Annotated in this window: 20 protein-coding genes and 1 tRNA gene; 8 read left to right on the forward strand and 13 right to left on the reverse strand. The window is 39.4% G+C overall.

All coding sequences use genetic code 11. From position 1 onward, the window contains the following. On the forward strand, positions 1–611 hold a 611-nt coding region (locus tag HP439_RS11140; RefSeq protein ID WP_281358189.1), incomplete at its 5' end, for a citrate/2-methylcitrate synthase. 35 nt (positions 612–646) lie between these two features. Next, complete coding sequence (locus tag HP439_RS11145; protein WP_172390416.1) at positions 647–2104, forward strand: bifunctional 2-methylcitrate dehydratase/aconitate hydratase; 1458 nt, start codon at positions 647–649, stop codon at positions 2102–2104. An 8-nt stretch (positions 2105–2112) separates the two neighbouring features. Here the strand turns inward: HP439_RS11145 and HP439_RS11150 are convergent, their stop codons facing one another. Both HP439_RS11150 and HP439_RS11155 read right to left on the reverse strand, forming a co-directional pair. Continuing rightward, positions 2113–4236 carry a 3-hydroxyacyl-CoA dehydrogenase NAD-binding domain-containing protein gene (locus tag HP439_RS11150; RefSeq protein ID WP_172390417.1) on the reverse strand — a complete coding sequence of 708 codons (2124 nt, stop codon included), beginning with the start codon at positions 4234–4236 and terminating at the stop codon, positions 2113–2115. A gap of 47 nt (positions 4237–4283) precedes the next feature. Then, positions 4284–5486: an acyl-CoA dehydrogenase family protein gene (locus HP439_RS11155; protein WP_172390418.1), complete on the reverse strand. Its 1203-nt coding sequence runs from the start codon at positions 5484–5486 to the stop codon at positions 4284–4286. Between the two features lie 302 nt (positions 5487–5788). Here HP439_RS11155 and HP439_RS11160 point away from each other — a divergent pair, with 302 nt between their 5' ends. Then, a complete protein-coding gene (locus HP439_RS11160) occupies positions 5789–6973 on the forward strand; it encodes a thiolase family protein (protein ID WP_172390419.1) in 1185 nt (394 codons plus the stop codon). A 233-nt stretch (positions 6974–7206) separates the two neighbouring features. Here HP439_RS11160 and HP439_RS11165 read toward each other — a convergent pair whose 3' ends face one another. Then, positions 7207–7635, reverse strand: a complete 429-nt coding sequence (locus HP439_RS11165; RefSeq protein ID WP_172390420.1) for a nuclear transport factor 2 family protein — start codon at positions 7633–7635, stop codon at positions 7207–7209. 398 nt (positions 7636–8033) lie between these two features. Continuing rightward, a complete protein-coding gene (locus HP439_RS11170) occupies positions 8034–8462 on the reverse strand; it encodes a nuclear transport factor 2 family protein (protein ID WP_172390421.1) in 429 nt (142 codons plus the stop codon). Positions 8463–9200: 738 nt separating this feature from the next. On the opposite strand from HP439_RS11170, the gene HP439_RS11175 reads away from it, so the two are divergent. Both HP439_RS11175 and HP439_RS11180 read left to right on the forward strand, forming a co-directional pair. After that, positions 9201–9743 carry a thermonuclease family protein gene (locus HP439_RS11175; RefSeq protein WP_216657824.1) on the forward strand — a complete coding sequence of 181 codons (543 nt, stop codon included), beginning with the start codon at positions 9201–9203 and terminating at the stop codon, positions 9741–9743. 237 nt (positions 9744–9980) lie between these two features. Continuing rightward, entirely contained in the window at positions 9981–10526 is a 546-nt protein-coding gene (locus HP439_RS11180; protein WP_172390422.1) for an AAA family ATPase, read from the forward strand. Positions 10527–10612: 86 nt separating this feature from the next. On the opposite strand, the gene HP439_RS19410 is transcribed toward HP439_RS11180, so the two are convergent. The 6 genes from HP439_RS19410 to HP439_RS11195 form a co-directional block, all read right to left on the reverse strand. After that, a complete protein-coding gene (locus HP439_RS19410; RefSeq protein WP_216657825.1) occupies positions 10613–10750 on the reverse strand; it encodes a hypothetical protein in 138 nt (45 codons plus the stop codon). A 121-nt stretch (positions 10751–10871) separates the two neighbouring features. Beyond that, the gene (locus tag HP439_RS19765) at positions 10872–11009 is read right to left on the reverse strand and encodes a hypothetical protein (RefSeq protein ID WP_216657826.1); all 138 of its coding nucleotides are present in this window, start codon (positions 11007–11009) and stop codon (positions 10872–10874) included. Further along, complete coding sequence (locus tag HP439_RS19610; RefSeq protein ID WP_343043538.1) at positions 11003–11137, reverse strand: aldo/keto reductase; 135 nt, start codon at positions 11135–11137, stop codon at positions 11003–11005. The genes HP439_RS19765 and HP439_RS19610 overlap by 7 nt, the downstream gene beginning before the upstream one ends. Before the next feature lie 120 nt (positions 11138–11257). After that, entirely contained in the window at positions 11258–11527 is a 270-nt protein-coding gene (locus HP439_RS19425; protein ID WP_216657828.1) for an aldo-keto reductase family protein, read from the reverse strand. A gap of 17 nt (positions 11528–11544) precedes the next feature. Then, the gene (locus tag HP439_RS11190) at positions 11545–11832 is read right to left on the reverse strand and encodes a putative quinol monooxygenase (protein WP_172390423.1); all 288 of its coding nucleotides are present in this window, start codon (positions 11830–11832) and stop codon (positions 11545–11547) included. Between the two features lie 4 nt (positions 11833–11836). Then, a complete protein-coding gene (locus tag HP439_RS11195) occupies positions 11837–12442 on the reverse strand; it encodes an NAD(P)H-dependent oxidoreductase (RefSeq protein ID WP_172390424.1) in 606 nt (201 codons plus the stop codon). A 225-nt stretch (positions 12443–12667) separates the two neighbouring features. On the opposite strand from HP439_RS11195, the gene HP439_RS11200 reads away from it, so the two are divergent. Beyond that, positions 12668–13585 (forward strand): LysR family transcriptional regulator, encoded by a 918-nt coding sequence (locus HP439_RS11200; RefSeq protein ID WP_172390425.1) that lies wholly within the window; start codon positions 12668–12670, stop codon positions 13583–13585. 143 nt (positions 13586–13728) lie between these two features. Here HP439_RS11200 and HP439_RS11205 read toward each other — a convergent pair whose 3' ends face one another. Beyond that, positions 13729–14385 (reverse strand): DNA alkylation repair protein, encoded by a 657-nt coding sequence (locus HP439_RS11205; RefSeq protein ID WP_172390426.1) that lies wholly within the window; start codon positions 14383–14385, stop codon positions 13729–13731. A 455-nt stretch (positions 14386–14840) separates the two neighbouring features. Beyond that, a tRNA-Ser gene (locus HP439_RS11210) sits at positions 14841–14925 on the reverse strand. Positions 14926–15123: 198 nt separating this feature from the next. On the opposite strand from HP439_RS11210, the gene HP439_RS11215 reads away from it, so the two are divergent. Continuing rightward, positions 15124–15987 carry a GH25 family lysozyme gene (locus HP439_RS11215; protein WP_172390427.1) on the forward strand — a complete coding sequence of 288 codons (864 nt, stop codon included), beginning with the start codon at positions 15124–15126 and terminating at the stop codon, positions 15985–15987. A gap of 44 nt (positions 15988–16031) precedes the next feature. Continuing rightward, positions 16032–16328, forward strand: coding sequence for a thioredoxin (trxA, locus tag HP439_RS11220; RefSeq protein WP_172390428.1), 297 nt, complete (start codon positions 16032–16034; stop codon positions 16326–16328). A gap of 9 nt (positions 16329–16337) precedes the next feature. Here the strand turns inward: trxA and HP439_RS11225 are convergent. Next, on the reverse strand, positions 16338–17402 hold a 1065-nt coding region (locus HP439_RS11225), incomplete at its 5' end, for a hemolysin family protein (protein WP_172390429.1).

Raw genomic sequence — 17402 nt, forward strand, 5'->3', positions numbered from 1 at the left:
AAAGAGCGATGGAAGTTTCGCTGAATTTGTATGCCGAACACGAGTTTAATGCCTCAACATTTACTGCCCGGGTTATTGCAGGAACTGGTTCTGATATGTATTCGTGCATTTCGGGTGCTATTGGGGCTCTCCGTGGACCGAAGCATGGTGGGGCTAATGAAGTGGCCTTTGAGATCCAAAGTCGCTATTCCAATGCGGAAGAAGCAGAAGCAGACATTCGGAAGCGGTTAGCGAGTAAGGAGGTGGTAATCGGTTTTGGACATCCTGTATATACTATTTCAGATCCAAGAAATCAAGTGATAAAAGAGGTCGCTAGGGAACTCTCCGAAGAAGCTGGAGATATGACACTTTACTCCATTGCTGAGCGACTTGAAAAGGTTATGTGGGAAGAAAAACGCATGTTCCCAAATTTAGACTGGTACTCAGCAGTTTCTTATCACCTGATGGGAATTCCGACAGCAATGTTTACACCTTTATTTGTGTTAGCAAGAATTACAGGATGGTCGGCTCATGTATTTGAACAACGTGAGGATGGAAAGATTATAAGACCAAGTGCGAACTATGTCGGTCCAGAGAACAGAGCATTCATTCCTCTTCACGGCCGCTATTAACGATATAAAAAGGATCGACGAATACACATTATTATATGACAACTCAAATTTCTAACGAAAGAACATCTCCTGATCAGGTATTAGTGGATATTGTAGATTACGTACAGAATTATAAAATAGAAAGTGAACTTGCGTTACATACAGCATATTATTGTTTCTTAGATACAATAGGCTGTGGTTTTGAAGCGCTTACTTATCCTGCTTGCACAAAGCTGCTCGGACCAGTAGTGCCCGGCACTGTTGTACCCAACGGTTCTCGTGTACCGGGCACTTCTTTTCAGCTCGATCCTATCCAAGCGGCGTTCAACATCGGAACAATAATTCGATGGTTAGATTTCAATGACACGTGGCTTGCGGCAGAATGGGGACATCCATCAGATAACTTAGGAGGCATATTAGCCACCGCCGATTGGTTGAGCCGGAGTAACGTTTCCGCAGGCTTATCATCTATAAAATGTGGGCAGCTTTTACAAGCCATGGTTTTAGCTCATGAAATACAAGGGGTTCTTGCTTTAGAAAATTCTTTTAATAAAGTTGGACTGGACCATGTTATCTTAGTCAAAGTTGCCTCAACCGCTGTCACGGGAAAGTTGTTAGGATTAACTAGAGAACAATTAATCAATGCGGTATCACTTGCGTTTGTTGACGGACAAGCGTTGCGGACTTATCGGCACGCGCCAAACACTGGAAGTCGAAAATCGTGGGCGGCAGGTGACGCTACCTCACGGGGTGTTCGTTTGGCTCTGATCGCAAAGACAGGGGAAATGGGCTATCCGTTGGTATTAAGTACGCCGACTTGGGGTTTTTATGACGTATTGTTTGACGGTCGGCCGTTTGTGTTTCAACGTTCTTATGGATCCTATGTAATGGAAAATATTTTGTTTAAAATCTCTTTTCCAGCGGAGTTTCATGCACAGACGGCTGTGGAAGCGGCTATGACACTATATCGACAGCTGGCGCAAATGGGACGAAATTTTGAGGATATTAAAAGCATTTCTATACGCACGCACGAGGCGGCGATTCGAATCATTGACAAGAAAGGTCCTTTGCACAATCCTGCGGATAGAGATCATTGTATCCAGTATATGGTTGCAATTCCGCTGATTTTTGGTAGGCTGACTGCGGCAGATTATGAAAATGATATTGCTGCGGACCCACGAATTGATCGACTGCGGGACAAAATAAAATGTGAAGAAGATCCGTGTTTTACAAAAGATTACCATGATCCAGCTAAACGTGCGATTGCAAATGCACTTACGGTAACATTAAATGATGGTACTCGTCTACATGAAGTAATAGTTGAATTTCCGATCGGGCACCCACGGCGACGTAGTGAAGGAATACCTTTGTTGCTTGATAAATATCGGTTAAATCTTTCAAGGATTTTTTCAGATGAACAACAGACTCAGATCTGGAATGCAACCGAATCCTATGAAGAATTCATAAAGCTTGATGTGCATGCGCTTGTTGATTTGATGCAAACGGAAGGTTGAGCAAATTATTAATTTGATCGGTCGAACGGGACGTTCGGAATAAACTTATTATAAAAAGTGAAGTTCTTTGATGCAAGATCCGATAATACGGAGGGAATATTCCATTGGTCTCCTGAATTTTGAAAAGCATTACACTGCGCTACAAACCTTTGTATTCCTATTTGATCGATATAGCTAAATACGCCTCCCGTCTGAGGGGGGTATCCAACTCCCAGTATAGAACCAATATCTCCGTCGATTGCTTTGGTTAAGATGCCTTCATTTAGACAGCGGAAGCTATCAAGTGCCATGACATTTAGCAGCCTATTTTTAACTTGATCGTTCGGATATGTGTTGTTAGATGAGGGGAGATCAGGATCTATCCAGATCGTTTTTGCGCTGGTCGTAGCGTCGTAATCGTATAAACCACTTCCGCTTTTTTTACCATTTCTACCAAGGCTTGTTAGTTTCTCTAGGTAGCTATAACAACGCCGTTGAGAGGAGTGTATTGCTGGCATTTGATTATAGACATGCATCATAAGATCTAGAGAGATTTCGTCAAGTACGGCTAGAGGTCCGACAGCGAATCCTGCTTCACGGGATGCCTTTTCTATCTGCATGCCTGGGATACCTTCGAGAAGCATTGTAATCGCCTCTAAAATATAGTTAAAGAAGATTCTTGAGGTGAAGAATGCAGGCCCATCATTTACTACTATTGGTATTTTGTTCAACTGATAGGCAATTTGTACAGCTTTAATTATCGTTTCTTCATTCGTGTCTTCTCCCCTGATAATTTCCACTAGTTGCATTTTGTCAACTGGAGAGAAGAAGTGCATACCCAAGTAACATTCCGGGCGTTGCATTGCCTTGGAGAGAATAGATATTGGTATTGAAGTAGTATTGGTCGCAAAGATGCCAGCAGGGTTTAAGTAGCCTTCATTTTCGTTTGTGATTTCAGCTTTTAAATTTTTGTCTTCAAATATCGCTTCGATAATTAGCTCCGAGCCGTCTAGTTGATCGTAACTAGCAGTTGGATATATACGTTCTAGGATTTCCTTCTGTTGTTGGAGGGTTATCTGGTTGAGTTGAACTTGCTTGTTTGTAATTTTATGTGCGTATTGTTTACCTTCCTGCGCAGCATTTAAGTTGATATCGCAAAGAATAGCGGTGATTCCCGATTTAGCAGCTTGAAAGGCAATGCCGGCTCCCATCATACCTGCACCAATTACACCAATTTTGTTGATAGTCAAAGGCGTTTTTGGCTTATGCAGCGTCACCGCTTGATTTATACCTATATAGCGGCTTCGTAGCATAGATAGTGCCTGGGGGGTGGTCCATGCTTTACTGAAGAGTTCAGCCTCTAGTAATAAAGCATCTTTAATTGGTAGGCCAAGACTCCGCTTTACAACGTTGATGCAAGCGTTTATGCCTAGGTTTAACATATTTGTGCGCTTGCTTATAAACGCACTCGCTTGCTCAAGCTGGTCTTCGTCAATTTCTAGCGACCGTTGGCCGCGTAGCGCTATTTGTTCTTTACTGATTTCAGCATAGTTTTCGATACAGTCGACAATAGTTATTACAGGGTCTTGGCTTCTGGGTATTAACTGATTGATGATTCCGTGTTGATAACCCTCCTGAGCGGAATATTTAACACCCTGCGTTAGCAGCGGTATAGCTATTTCAGGACCAAGTAGTCGAGCGGTAACGATGGTTCCGCCAAATCCTGGAAATATTCCGTAATTCGGTTCTGCGAATCCGATCTCGATATCTTCGAAAGCAATTCTATAAGTCGCCCATAGCATAATTGACAGCACCGTATTTTGACAAGACTTATCCAAGAATCCGATTATTGGTTTTTTTGCACTTTGAAAGATCGTCGAGGATAGTACCAACTCGGAGAGCTTGCTATAGAAATCGCTATTATCTTCAGCAACTTCGTATAATTCCGTATAATCAACATCTTCTATCGGTGGGCTATACACAATTCCCTGCGTCTCTCTGTTTGTTATTAATTCAGTTGTGAGCTCCATAAATTGTTTTAATTTATCGAAAAGTCGATCTATGGATAGTGGGGCGATTGTACGAGGTTTTATCCAGTAGATATTGGGGGCTATTTGCTGAATGTCAAAATATTGAGTAGCGCGATTGTGCATGACTTTGAATTTAGTTGTTCAATAATTTCTGTTCCTCAGGGGATTGATTAAGATGGTGACTCGATTTTACCCTTATTTTGTGCGTTGATTTTGGAGTCGTATTCAATTCGATCAATTTCCATTTTGGCAATAATTTCCAGCATGATTTCCGAAGTGCCGGCGATGATCGTTCCTACACGTACGTCTCTATATAATCGTGCGATTTTATAATCTTCCGTAAACCCATACCCACCAAACAACTGTAAACACTGATGTGCAATTTTAATAGCGAGTTCACTGGCTTGTAATTTAGCGATCGAACACTCTTTGACCGCATACGTCCCTTGTTGTTGTAGATCGCAGCAGTAGCGGTTGTATGCTCTACATACCTCTATGTCTGCAACCATCTGCGCGATACGATGGCGAACGACTTGAAAATCCTGTAATCTGTGACCGAACGCCTCTCGCTGCTGAATGTAGTCAAGCGTATATTGCAATGCAGAATCCGCCATGCTCAGCGAATAAATCGCGGTAGTTAATCGCTCAAGTTGCAGGCCACCCATTAAATATTTAAACCCTTCACCCTCTAGTCCAATCAAGTTTTCGATAGGCACCTTGACCTGATCGAATGCAAGTTCTGCCGTGTCCGAGGCATACCAACCCATTTTTCGAATCTTGTTCGCCCGTATCCCCTTGGCATTTTTATCGATCAACAGAAGCGTTATTCCTCGACTACCTTTCTGTTTGTCCGTCTTTACTGCAGTGATAAAAAAATCACCATAATATCCGTTGGTGATAAAGGTTTTTGACCCGTTCACTATAAAGTGATCTCCACAGCGCTCGGCGTAAGTTTTCATGTTTTGAATGTCTGACCCTGCACCAGGTTCTGTAATTGCAACTGCACTCACCATGTCTCCGGAAAGGACAGGTGTCAAATACTTTTGTTTTATTGGCTCAGAGGCGTGTTTTAAGAGATAGGGTGCAGACATATATTGAATAACAAGCGCCGCTATACTGAATCCGCCAGAGAAGCATTTAGAAATCTCTTCGCAGAAGATCATCGAATAATAGAAATCTAAATCTGCCCCTCCATATTCCGGTGGATAATTAATCCCCATAAAACCCATGGCACCCATTTTCTTCCAGATGTCTCTGTTGATCTGCTCTTGCTCCTCCCAGGTGTTTATATTTGGTAAAACTTCTTTTCGAATAAACGCTCGTAAAGTTTCCCGAAATACCTGATGCTCTTCTGTAAGCTGTGTTGCATGCATGTGTACCTTTTTTGTAGTTTTACTATGTGCCCAACGACCAATAAATGTGTTGCGGTATAGAAACGAATTTAATATAATTCGTTGATTATATGATTATTTTAAGTGTTAATTTTTATGTTTCGCACCTTCTATAGCAGAGGAACAGGATACAGGATTAATTTGGCAATTGCGGTTCGTTTAGAGCAATTATTGCCAATTGTGTATCTTTACAGAGGCGCTAGGTTAAGTCCTCGGCGTAATATTTTGTGCTGACCATTACTGTGGCACAAAGTAGAAAATGTTATAAACTCAATTTCTAAGATATGGTAAAGCGAATATTTATTGTCGCAGCAAAAAGAACGGCTATCGGTAGATTTGGGGGAGGCCTATCATCGCTATCGGCCACTCAGTTGGGGAGCCATGCAATATCGGGGCTTTTAGATGGGGCGTCTATACCGTCAACAGAGATTCAAGAGGTATTAATGGGTTGCGCGTTACAAGCAGGGGTCGGTCAGGCCCCCGCGCGCCAGGCCGCGCGTTTTGCAGGCTTGCCAGATCACGTGCCGGCCACTACCATTAATAAAGTATGTGCTAGTGGAATGAAAGCCGTCGCATTCGCATGCCAGTCTATTCTACTTGGTGATGTACATACAGCTATTGCTGGGGGAATGGAATCCATGAGTCAAGTTCCCTTTTATGTACCTGCGCTGCGGTGGGGAGCAAAATATGGAGATCAATCACTCGTGGACGGGTTACAGTATGATGGCCTTGTTGATGTGTATAACCGTCAGGCGATGGGCAATTTTGGAGATCTATGTGCCCAACGCTATGAAATTGATAGGACCGCGCAAGACGACTATGCAATTTCATCCTATCAATTAGCGCAAAGAGCTTGGGCGCAGGGTAAATTCTCTGCCGAAGTAACACCTATACGTTTAAAAAATCGCCAAGATGAAATTCTTGTCGATCGGGACGAAGAATATTTACAAGTCGATTTTGATAAGCTTAGAGGATTGAGAGCTGCATTCTCGCTTGACGGATCGGTAACAGCAGGAAATGCCTCTACTCTTAGTGATGGTGCCGCTGCATTACTTTTAATGAGTGAAGATCGTGTGCAAGCTATGGAACTAAGTCCTTTGGCGGAAATTGTTGCTTATGCGGATGTGGAACAGGCACCGGAATGGTTTACTACGAGTCCTAGTGTAGCGACAGAGAAAGTTCTTGAGAAAGCAGGACTGCAGCTGTCCGATATTGACTATTTTGAGTTTAATGAAGCTTTTTCTGTCGTCCCTTTAGTGAATGCACAAATTTTAAATATCCCTAGGGAAAAGATTAACGTATATGGTGGGGCCGTATCGCTCGGTCACCCTCTAGGCTGTTCTGGAGCACGGATTCTAGTAACATTGTCTAGTATATTACAACAGGAGAGAGCTACTTATGGTCTGGCCGCAATTTGTAATGGTGGAGGTGGTGCCTCCGCAATAATATTGAAACGGGTAGAAAAATAGCGATTCAATTTTGATGTAGAAAAAATCCCGAGGGAACGGAACCCTCGGGACCAAACTAAACCACATTTTAAACCTAAACTCTATGAATAATAATACGATAACGCATGGTTTGTTCTATTGTTTTAGAAAAGTTTAAATAATTCGCAAATAAGGAAGCCTGCATCGATGCAGGCTCCTACTAACTAAACTAAACTAAACAAACAATATTTTCGAGTTTTAGGTGGAAGAGATTGTTATTCCCCGTAGGAAGTAACTACCTCACTTATCTTCCAGCCGTCACCCGTGTGGTTTAAGGTGAGGTAATCTACCCTAGTAAAATTTTTGAACTTCATCGTTGTTTTTGCAAAACAAGCTTTGCCATTTTCGTCAAGTATTTGATAGCTGGTTTCGCAGTTGTATTGCAAACCTTTATTTTTATCTAGAAATTTAGCGTACTCTTTTTTGTTAAATGTATGCCCGTTGGCTACATTTTGATACTTGAAATCATCGGCGAAAAGAAAATTATTCAAATCAACAGTACCTACAGTGGTTACCTCGACATAGGATGCTATAATTTTGGACGATGTAAAGTTCTTCGCTGGATTAGGTTTGTCGATTGCGAAGGCACTGAATGAGGTGATCATAATAATTGCTGCTGCGATTGTCGCGATTGATTTTTTCATGGCTCTTAAGGTTTTTAATCTTGTTAAATATTCTAGTTCCTTTTTATCCTTATTTGATATTTCAAAGGTAGGACGAAGGTCTTAAACGCTGAATAGGAATTAGATTAACTGACAGGTTTTCTCGGTAAATGACGATATGATCTCGGTGAATAGTTTGATCTAATGTTTTTGAAGTTGCGATAACTTCAAACCGCCAAGATTCTGTAGTTGAGTAAATGTTGGGGACATTCAGATATTTAGTTTTTTGCCGGCTGCTGGACGTTATTTTTAATCTTACTCGGTTGGAGGATTTTTACAAAAAAGGTTAAAATAAAAATGAAGCCTATATTGCTACAGACTTCACCTAACTTAATTAAACTAAACAAACAATTTTTTGATTTCCGTCGGTTTGTGACCGATTACTCTTGATAAGAAGTAACAATTTTGCTCACTTTCCAACCTTCTTCGGTTTGGTTTAACGTGAGGTAGTCAATACGAGTGAAATTTTTAAATTTCATCGTTGTTTTCGCAAGACATGCTTGCGCATTTTCGTCAAGTATTTCATAGCTCGCCTCACAGTCGTATTGCAAGCCTTTGTTTTTCTCTAAAAATTTAGTGTATTCTTTTTTGTTAAAGGTACCGCTATTGGCTACATTCTGATATTGGAAATCATCTGCAAATAGGAACTTGTTCATCTCTACACTTCCTAAGGTTGCAACCTCAATATATGTATCGATAATTTCGGCGGATTTGAAAGCGATTAGCGGATTTCCTTTGTTGTCTGCGAATGCACTGAATGAGGTGATCATTATAATTGCTGCTGCGATTGTCGCGATTGATTTTTTCATGACTCTTAGGGTTTTTAATGTTATTAAATATTTTAATTTTTTGTTTTTCTTTATTTGGTATTTCAAATGTAGATCAATGTACCTAAGTGCCGAATAGGATTTAGATTAATTGACAGGTTTTCTCGGTAAATGACAATATGATCTCGGTGAATATTTTTCGCGCGTCTCTTAAAAATGAATAATCCTGAAGCGGGGAGCTCCAGGATTATTACTACTAACCAATTATTAACCTAAATTATGAATTACCAGAAAATGTGCAAACGGTGTGCCCAACTCATAGGTCAACAAAATTGTTAACATAATTTAACGATTTAGCAACCCTATCCTATACTAATGGTTCGTTCGGGGTGTTCCTCATATTTTATAGGGAGTTTGTTTTTGCAGAAAATAGGACAGTTCGGTGGGTAATTGTAAGTAGCCAGAACGAAAAATCCTGAAGCGGGGAACTTCAGGATTTTCTAACTAACCAATATTAACCTAATTTATGAATGTTCATCTATTTGCAAATTGTATGCCGACGCGCTGACAAACAATCATCATTAACAGAAATTAACTATTTAGTGCGTTTTTTTATGGTTTGCCATTCCTTACAAGACTACGGTTGATCTGGAATCGATATAATCTGCGTTCGAATTAAAATAAATGACAAAAAATTGAAGGCGAAAATTATCTTTGTACCCGTATCCCTGAACCAAAGCGTTTAGAACACTTTATTTCGTCTAAATATTCACGAAGCATATGAATTTTAACAAACGATCGTTTCTAACTATAATTGTATTAGTGATTTTATTTAATGCAGACCTAGGTGCGAGATGTTCGAAGGGGGAGCTTTCTTATCTATCGCTTAACAGCGTACAAGAAAAAATGTACGTCAAGGCCGATAGTTTATATAAGGTTGTGAAAATTATCGATGGTGACACTTTTTGGGTGCAAAATAGTTCAAGGCGATTTAAAGTTCGATTAATAGGAGTCGACGCTCCCGAAACACGTAATTCACAATACAAGAAACGAGGATACTACGCCGAAGAAGCCAAAGAGTTTGTTCGTCGGCTGACCGAAGATAAATTTGTTCGACTTGAATATGATGTGCAAACCATAGATAGATATCAACGTGACTTAGCTTATGTGTATTTGGAAGACGGTACTTTCTTGAATGCAGTCCTGCTTCGAAGTGGTTATGCAATTGTAGCGACCTTCCCTCCAAACGTACGCTACACAGAATATTTTTTAAAACTACAGAGAGAAGCAAGAGATAGGAAAGTCGGTCTCTGGGTACACTAACCTCTCGATTTTTTTTATTTGCAAATGTTTTATGGTACGACCTTTAAGGTCACTACATAAATGTAAATCGATTTCAAAATCACATTGCGAATAAAATACGTTTAACAGTTGTTGGGAACAATTGATCCTGGTTGGTATAGTAAATCTCAACGAATAGACTTTACCGATTAGCATTCCTTCATAAAGTGGGGCTGAGATTCACGTACCCGTATTTTTTTTGTATAATAATAATTGACTATGACCGGAAATAACTTATTCGTAATTACTGGTGGGCCAGGTGTTGGAAAGACATCGTTGATCAACGCGTTGGAGTCCAAGGGCTTTCAGGTTGTTCCTGAAGCGGCCCGAAAAATAATTAAAGAGCAGATGCGAATCAAAGGCGAGTGCCTTCCTTGGAAGAATAAAGCACATTATGCCGAATTAATGCTGGATTTATCTATGCGGGACTATAGAAATATAGCGGGCGAACCCATATCCGAAGCAATATTTTTTGATCGCGGAATATTGGACACTGTTTGCTATATGACTATGGAGGCTATACCAATTCCCGAGGCGTTAAGTAATATATTAAAAACTTTTCGCTACAATAACAAAGTATTTATACTCCCGCCTTGGCGAGAAATATACGAAACCGATAATGAAAGAAGACAAACATGGTCGGAAGCGATTTTCACTTTCGGTAAAATGAAGCAAACTTATCAAGATTATGGTTATGAAGTAATAGAAGTCCCTAAGGGAAATATTGAACAACGATGTAAATTTGTAGAACATGAAATTCAATAATTTTTGCTATTTACTCTTCGGGCGATAAGCGCTGGAATGTGCTGCTAATATGACTAGCCATTCAATTATTGAAATTTACTGGTTATTCATAGCTTTAAAAATTCATTGTTTATATTCTGCAATTCTTCTTCTTTTAGCTTGAAATCAAGTGCCTGTCCGTTAGCAATTGCTTGCTTCACATATGCGCATCCTGCTAAAACAATACTGATTCCCGGTTGAAGCATGGTTCAGTTCAAAGCTAGTTGTGAAAGAGTACCGCCGTTGCTATCTGCTATTAGTTCAAGGACGTGCAGAAAGAGTTTTACTTTTTCGAGGTTAAATTGATAAAAATATTCGTTTCGGTGTTCATTGTCTTTTAGCTGGCTTCCCTGGAAGTATTTTTCCCGTCAACAAACCAAGTTCCATTGGACTGTATACAATGATTCCCAATTCGTTTTCTAGTGCATAAGGCAGTAAATCACCGTTAATCTCGCTATTTAACATACTGTAGGAAACCCTGGTTGCTTGCTAATTTTATAGTTGGAAGCAGCTTTTAGTTGATCTATGCTGTAATTGCTTATTCCCGCCGCACGAATTTTGCCTAGTTGTACCAGTAATTCCATTGCTTCCATGTTTTGCCGATAGATGTTGACCTGTCAGGTCTGGCTTCCACATCTTTAATAATAATTGGTTTAGCTGCATATTTGTAAACAGGGATTCTCTTTTCGCTTTCTTCGGCATCGAAGACAAACTCACCCTTTGTCCCCAACTAAACCGAATTTGGTTAACAACGGAATATTGCTTCGGCTTTTACCTTTAATTGCCTCCTCAATGACTTCTTTGCTTAAGCTGAAGTCTGTTAACGGAACGGTATCAACATTGGTCATACCATGATCCAATGAAGCATGTATAGAGTCTATAGAATCTTTTTTATCGTGGCCTCCCCACATATTTTCTCCAGTTGCGAATGCACCATGTGTAATAGCAGACACTTTTAGAAGTGTATTCCTACTGTTCTGCATTCCGTGTTATTTAGTTTTTATATTTTTTTTGTTAGAATAATTGTTGGTTGCTCTTGTAGTTTTGTTACGATTAGTTCGCCAAATGCCTTGATGTAGGGTTGCTCATTGTGAATCGCTAAACCTTCTTTGTTTTTCCATATTTCGTGGAAAATGAATAGATTTTGATCTTCGAGGCTCTGGTGCAGATTATATAGTTCACATGCATCTTCCTTTTTTGTTTGATATACCATATCTTGCAATATTACGGCAACTTCGTCACGGAATTCCTCTTTAACTTTAATAAAGGCTGTTAAATGTATTTTCATCTTTTTATTTTTTTAGTTGTGGCGTAAAAATAGTTTCCAGATGACGGGTGTATTCATCCATATCTCTTGCAACGTCTGCGTTTTTCTCTACATCATGAAAGTGAAAACTTTCCATTTTTTCAAGCGAGGTAAACGCATTCATCCGATGGAAGCCAAACAACGGGCCGTTATCAATACTCGTTTCATTAAAAAACTCACCTGGCAATGTAAATGCCGTTTTTGGTGCATTCCAGCTAGTTGTTACCATGTATTTTCTTCCCTGTAACATCCCGCCTGTTCCGTAGTTTATTTCAGGGTTTTGGGAACTACGTCCGTCGCTATGATAGATTCCCTTTTTATGACCAGCTGTAAATACTTCATCAATATATTTTTTAAATCCATTGGGAATCTGGAACCACCACATCGGAGTATGGTATATGATGTAATCTGCCCAGACGAATTTCTTTACTTCTTCGTCTTTGTCATATCCCTCGTCGATGTTTGTCAATGTTACTTCAACATCCTCAAGTCCTGCGAAAAATGCGAGGGTGCTTTTTGTGACTGTTTGATTATAACGTCCACCAGAATGCGCGAATTTTTGACCGGCGTTTATAATTAGTACATGTTTCATATTTGATTATTTTTAAATTCCGATACAAAAATAGAGATACAAATTATATCATTTAAATTAGGTATATTATAGTTATATATTATTTATATAATACAATAGTTTTTCCCTAATTTTATCGCCTATAACGCTATTTATTGTCATAATTATGCGTGATAGATCAATTTAAGTTATATGTATTATTATTTAAATGATATTTTGTGATATTTGTATCGTAATTTTAATATTATGGTTAACCTAGAATGGTATCGTACTTTTAAGGCAATTTATAAAACAGGAACATTAACAGGTGCAGCTGAAGCCCTATTTATATCCCAACCGGGAGTTAGTCTTCATTTAAGCTCTTTGGAAACTTATGTAGGCTACAAGTTATTTGACCGTACCGGCCGTAAGATGGTTCCGACCGAACGTGGAAAGGTGCTTTTTAATGCATTAGCTGAACCGTTGACAAAACTCGAAGAGATTGAAAAGAATTTTCAGCGATCTACTGAGAAACATACTCCGACTATCAGTGTGGGCATGTGTTTTGAAACTTTTCAAATTACGTTGGAGCAATATGTATCTACATTACCCTTCAATTTAATCATAAGTTTTGGTGAGTACCCAGAGATGCTTGATCAACTGGATAAGGGGATTCTTGATCTTATAATCACGCCGAAAAAAGGAGTGTCTCCCAATATTAATCATGAGCCTTTTTCTTCAGAGAGCATCGTTATGGTCGGTGGAAAAGACATAGACCTCAAAGCATTTAAAACCATATATAAAACAAAGAATAGGACACAGATTGAGCTTTGGTTAAAACAGCACAAATGGTATGGAACTACTGGAGATATGGAGCACTTATTTCATTTTTGGCGTATGAATTTTGGCAAGAAGCCAGATTTTAGGCCAAACTATATTGTTCCGAATCTCAATTCCATTGTACGTTGTTTGAGTGGAGGAAGTGGTTTGGCTGTTATTCCCGATTTCCTATGTGATAATGAAATAAAAAGCGGCGAAATTCAATTAATATGGGAAGGCGACAAAAAAGTAAGGAATACGCTCTATTTTGGGACACGTAAAAAAACGATACATGGTCAGGAAATAGACCACATAAAAGAATTATTTAAAAAAGTAATGAGCAGGGTGAAGGATGAACAAAATTAGCGATTCAAGATGGTTACAGGCGTAAACGATTACAGCGGTAATGTCTTTATCCGATAAGATCCATGGCTTCCCGCCACGGCCTCATTAAGCCATGATGTTTTGCCGCTTATGGTCTCGGTTCGAGTGGGGTGGGAGAGCGGTGTTTAAATAATACTTTTTTTATTTAGTTTGGCGACTTGCGTAGCTATAAATTTTGGCAGATAGTTAGGGGTACAGTTTTTAGCAACTATTTCATTTCGATACAATCCTGTGCGTTCTCCAAGCGCAATGCATCTCGAACGATACCTTTCTTCAAAGATTCCGATTTGAGCGGCGGTAAAGTTCATTGCCCATTGTACTTCTGGCGCTTCTTCTTCGATGTGTGTTTCAATTTTAGCGAGTAATTCTTCGCTGTCTGGTGGTGGCACCTGCCCAACCCAGCGTAGTCGAGCTTGATAATACCAAAAAATTCGTCTTTGCAGCGAAGAATGGCTGGCTGCCCATGTTTTCATTAGTGAAATAGTTTTTTTGTCTTTGGAAAGTTGGTTTGCCATCAGCCAATCGATTAATTGAAGTTTTTCATCTTCCTTGTGCAGCCTGATGTCGTTAATTAGGTCTTCAATGAGTATTTGCGAAAGTTGCTTGGGGTCCATAATCAAGATCGCTAGCTGTCGGGGTAGTAATTGACCCGTTGCCCAAAGTTCTAGAGCCAATTCGTGGTCTTTTTTTATACCGTTTGCAATTTTTCGTAAATCGCCCAGTTTGGTTGTTTTTTCGTTTATTTGCGTTATTATAGTTTTTATTTTCCAATTTAATTCCATAACTGTCTTAAATTTCTAACGTTTATTTAGACTTTATTTAACCTTCGCGATATTACAAAAATACGAAATGTCCGAACTCTTTTATTGCTGTTTTTACTGGGGTGCATGTACAACATGAAAAGGGAGATGACCAATCAACAAAACAAAATCGAGTATTTGGAAGCTAAATGTCAAACACACTTTAGAAAACACCATTAGGGGCTAAAGGTTTTCCAAAGGAGCGACAGAACATCTAAGGTCAGTGCTACTCAAAGTGCATAAATATTAGGCCGTAGTACATTACCCAGCACCACAATACCTTGTGAAAAAAGAAATTTGTGAACTACATCGTCGGTACTATCTATATAATGAAGACGGCAATACCGAATAGTACAATGTTGGATTTTTGCAGCGAATTTGTTTGAAATTTAGAAGAAAGAAGAAAAAAAGGATCTTCTTAATGAAGATCCTTTATGCGGAGAGTGAGGGATTCGAACCCCCGGACCTGTTACAGTCAACAGTTTTCAAGACTGCCGCATTCGACCACTCTGCCAACTCTCCGCGACAAAAGTAGAAATTCTCAGCAGATCTACAAAACTTAATTTATGACAGATGCATTATGCTTTGAAAATGAGTGAGATTGTTTTTCTTTCTTTATGAATAGGTGTGAAATCCTTTCAAAAAGTAGAAAATATCGTTGAATTTGACGTTGAACATGAATTGTCAGTTTCGATTAATTCTCCTATTTTCACGTCGAATATGACGAAAATTGTAAAACCAGTTAAACGACGGTCTAAGAAAACCGTAGAGGGGAAAGAGTTGAAACAAAGTCATTTTCTTTTTTGGAGTATTTTAATACCGTTTTCGATTGTCTGCGTGCTTAGTCTGATATTCTGGAAAACTGATTTGTCTGATAATTTTAAGAAACTTATTTTTGGGGATGAAGCATCCAATCCTCACAGTTCGACTGAGCACGATAAGCGTAACTTACGGTTAATGCGAGCGCATAATTCCTATATATACGGCATTGATATTTCACAATATCAAGGTCAAATTAAATGGATAGAGGTAAACACGATTCATGATGAAATACCATTAGATTTTGTATTTATCCGGGCAACAATGGGAGAGAAGGCCATTGATAGGCGATTTGCTGAAAATTGGAAAGCCGCGCAGAGTCGAACGAAATTGCGAGGAGCCTATCATTACTTTAGACCGAATGAAAACTCCATCCGCCAAGCTTCGAATTTCATTCGCTCTGTAGAATTGCGTCCGGGAGACTTGCCTCCTGTCATCGATATTGAAGAACGTCCTAAAAGTCAGTCGATGGATTCGTTAAAGGTTGGTTTGAAACGGTGGCTTGTTGCGGTAGAAGGTCATTATGGAATTAAACCAATTGTATACTCAGGAGATAGTTATTTTACTGATTTTTTACAGGAAGAGTTTTCGGATTACACCCTGTGGATTGCGAATTATAACTTTTGGGTGAATAAACCAAAGAAACATTGGAATTTCTGGCAGTTTTCCGAGCGTGGATACGTTCGAGGGATCAAGGGACCTGTCGACCTTAATATGTTCAAAGGCAATATGGTAGATTTAGAAGATTTAGCGATACCATATTAGGATTTCGTTTATAAACATTTGACTAAGATAATTGTTAATTATATATGGCAAAATTCAGTGATATTATATCGCAGCACCCCGTTGTGCTGATTGATTTTTCGGCGACATGGTGTGGACCTTGTCAAGTACTAGGTCCAATTTTGAAAGAAGTGAAAGAACACTACGAGGATCGTTTGTCGGTCATAAAAATTGACGTTGATAAAAATAACGCGCTAGCGACTCAATATCGTGTTCAAGGTGTTCCCACCTTAATCTTGTTTAAGGAAGGGCATCAGGTTTGGAGACAAAGTGGTGTCCTGAGTAAGGAACAGTTAATTGAAATTATTGACGCGCATGGCTAAGTTTACAAGCTAGTCTTCGTTTTCGGTGATAATCTGAGGGGGAACGGTTAATTTAGTTACTAAGACTTTATCGATACGGCGACCGTCCATGTCGATGACTTCAAGTTGATATCCTTTATAATTAATATGTTCTCCTTCTTCCGGGACGTGGTCGAGAGTTAGAAAAACAAGCCCACCTAAAGTGGTTATGTTACCTATTTCTTCTTGATCCTCTTCAGAAAGTATAATTTGGAAATATTCTAGGAAATCATCTAGTTGCGTTCGTCCGTCAACGATGACAGATCCATCTTCGCGTTTACGGATTGAAGAAGAAATCCCTCTATCATCAATAGAATCCATTTCGCCGAACAGGGTACGCACAATGTCTTTAATAGACACAATTCCTTGTGGTATTCCGTATTCATCAATGACGATTGCAAGTTGAGCCTTTGCATTACGAAAAGCACTCAGTACATTATATGCCGACGTGTTTTCGTTTACAAATGGAATTGGATGTGTTAATTTTACAAGATCTATAGGTTTTTCATCAATAAAACTTTGCATGAGCGCTTTAACATGGATGACACCCTTAACTTGGTCGAAGCTTCCGTCAACAACAGGAAATTCTGAGTGTTTCGAATTTCGGATTATCGCTTTATTTTCCTCGTAGCTGGCTTTTAGATTTATACAGTCGATATTTGAACGATGCACCATTAAATTGACTGCTCTTTTGTCTCCCAAAACAAGGAGCCGATCGACGAAATCATGTTCGAAGTTCTCGATCACGCCGCTGTTTACTCCCTCATCAACCATTGCTTTTATTTCTTCTTCCGTTACGGTATTCATACTCACCTTAATATTTAGAAGTCGCACAATTGCGTCGGTAGAAATGCTCAGTAACCATACAAAAGGCTTTACAATCTTGCTGAGAATCCGCATTGGTGCTGCGATGAAAACTGCATATTTCTCCGGTATGGCCATTCCGATACGTTTAGGAACCAATTCGCCTATTACTAACGATAAGTAGGTTATAATCAAGACAACTAAAGCGGTTGAGATTTGTTCACTGTAACCTTGTAACGCCGGTACATTGTT

This window comes from Sphingobacterium shayense, from assembly GCF_013179575.1.
In the GTDB taxonomy this organism is placed as follows: domain Bacteria; phylum Bacteroidota; class Bacteroidia; order Sphingobacteriales; family Sphingobacteriaceae; genus Sphingobacterium; species Sphingobacterium shayense.

Excerpts from the sequence above, each read along its gene's own strand:
- HP439_RS11155 (WP_172390418.1), bottom strand. The coding sequence starts at position 5,486 with ATGCATGCAACACAGCTTACAGAAGAGCATCAGGTATTTCGGGAAACT.
- HP439_RS11170 (WP_172390421.1), bottom strand. The coding sequence starts at position 8,462 with ATGAAAAAATCAATCGCGACAATCGCAGCAGCAATTATAATGATCACC.
- HP439_RS11145 (WP_172390416.1), top strand. The coding sequence starts at position 647 with ATGACAACTCAAATTTCTAACGAAAGAACATCTCCTGATCAGGTATTA.
- HP439_RS11195 (WP_172390424.1), bottom strand. The coding sequence starts at position 12,442 with ATGAAACATGTACTAATTATAAACGCCGGTCAAAAATTCGCGCATTCT.
- HP439_RS19765 (WP_216657826.1), bottom strand. The coding sequence starts at position 11,009 with ATGTTAAATAGCGAGATTAACGGTGATTTACTGCCTTATGCACTAGAA.
- HP439_RS11205 (WP_172390426.1), bottom strand. The coding sequence starts at position 14,385 with ATGGAATTAAATTGGAAAATAAAAACTATAATAACGCAAATAAACGAA.
- HP439_RS11165 (WP_172390420.1), bottom strand. The coding sequence starts at position 7,635 with ATGAAAAAATCAATCGCGACAATCGCAGCAGCAATTATTATGATCACC.
- HP439_RS11215 (WP_172390427.1), top strand. The coding sequence starts at position 15,124 with ATGACGAAAATTGTAAAACCAGTTAAACGACGGTCTAAGAAAACCGTA.
- trxA (WP_172390428.1), top strand. The coding sequence starts at position 16,032 with ATGGCAAAATTCAGTGATATTATATCGCAGCACCCCGTTGTGCTGATT.
- HP439_RS11160 (WP_172390419.1), top strand. The coding sequence starts at position 5,789 with ATGGTAAAGCGAATATTTATTGTCGCAGCAAAAAGAACGGCTATCGGT.
- HP439_RS19425 (WP_216657828.1), bottom strand. The coding sequence starts at position 11,527 with ATGCAGAACAGTAGGAATACACTTCTAAAAGTGTCTGCTATTACACAT.
- HP439_RS11150 (WP_172390417.1), bottom strand. The coding sequence starts at position 4,236 with ATGCACAATCGCGCTACTCAATATTTTGACATTCAGCAAATAGCCCCC.
- HP439_RS19410 (WP_216657825.1), bottom strand. The coding sequence starts at position 10,750 with ATGCTTCAACCGGGAATCAGTATTGTTTTAGCAGGATGCGCATATGTG.
- HP439_RS11190 (WP_172390423.1), bottom strand. The coding sequence starts at position 11,832 with ATGAAAATACATTTAACAGCCTTTATTAAAGTTAAAGAGGAATTCCGT.
- HP439_RS19610 (WP_343043538.1), bottom strand. The coding sequence starts at position 11,137 with ATGGAAGCAATGGAATTACTGGTACAACTAGGCAAAATTCGTGCGGCG.
- HP439_RS11175 (WP_216657824.1), top strand. The coding sequence starts at position 9,201 with ATGAATTTTAACAAACGATCGTTTCTAACTATAATTGTATTAGTGATT.
- HP439_RS11180 (WP_172390422.1), top strand. The coding sequence starts at position 9,981 with ATGACCGGAAATAACTTATTCGTAATTACTGGTGGGCCAGGTGTTGGA.
- HP439_RS11200 (WP_172390425.1), top strand. The coding sequence starts at position 12,668 with ATGGTTAACCTAGAATGGTATCGTACTTTTAAGGCAATTTATAAAACA.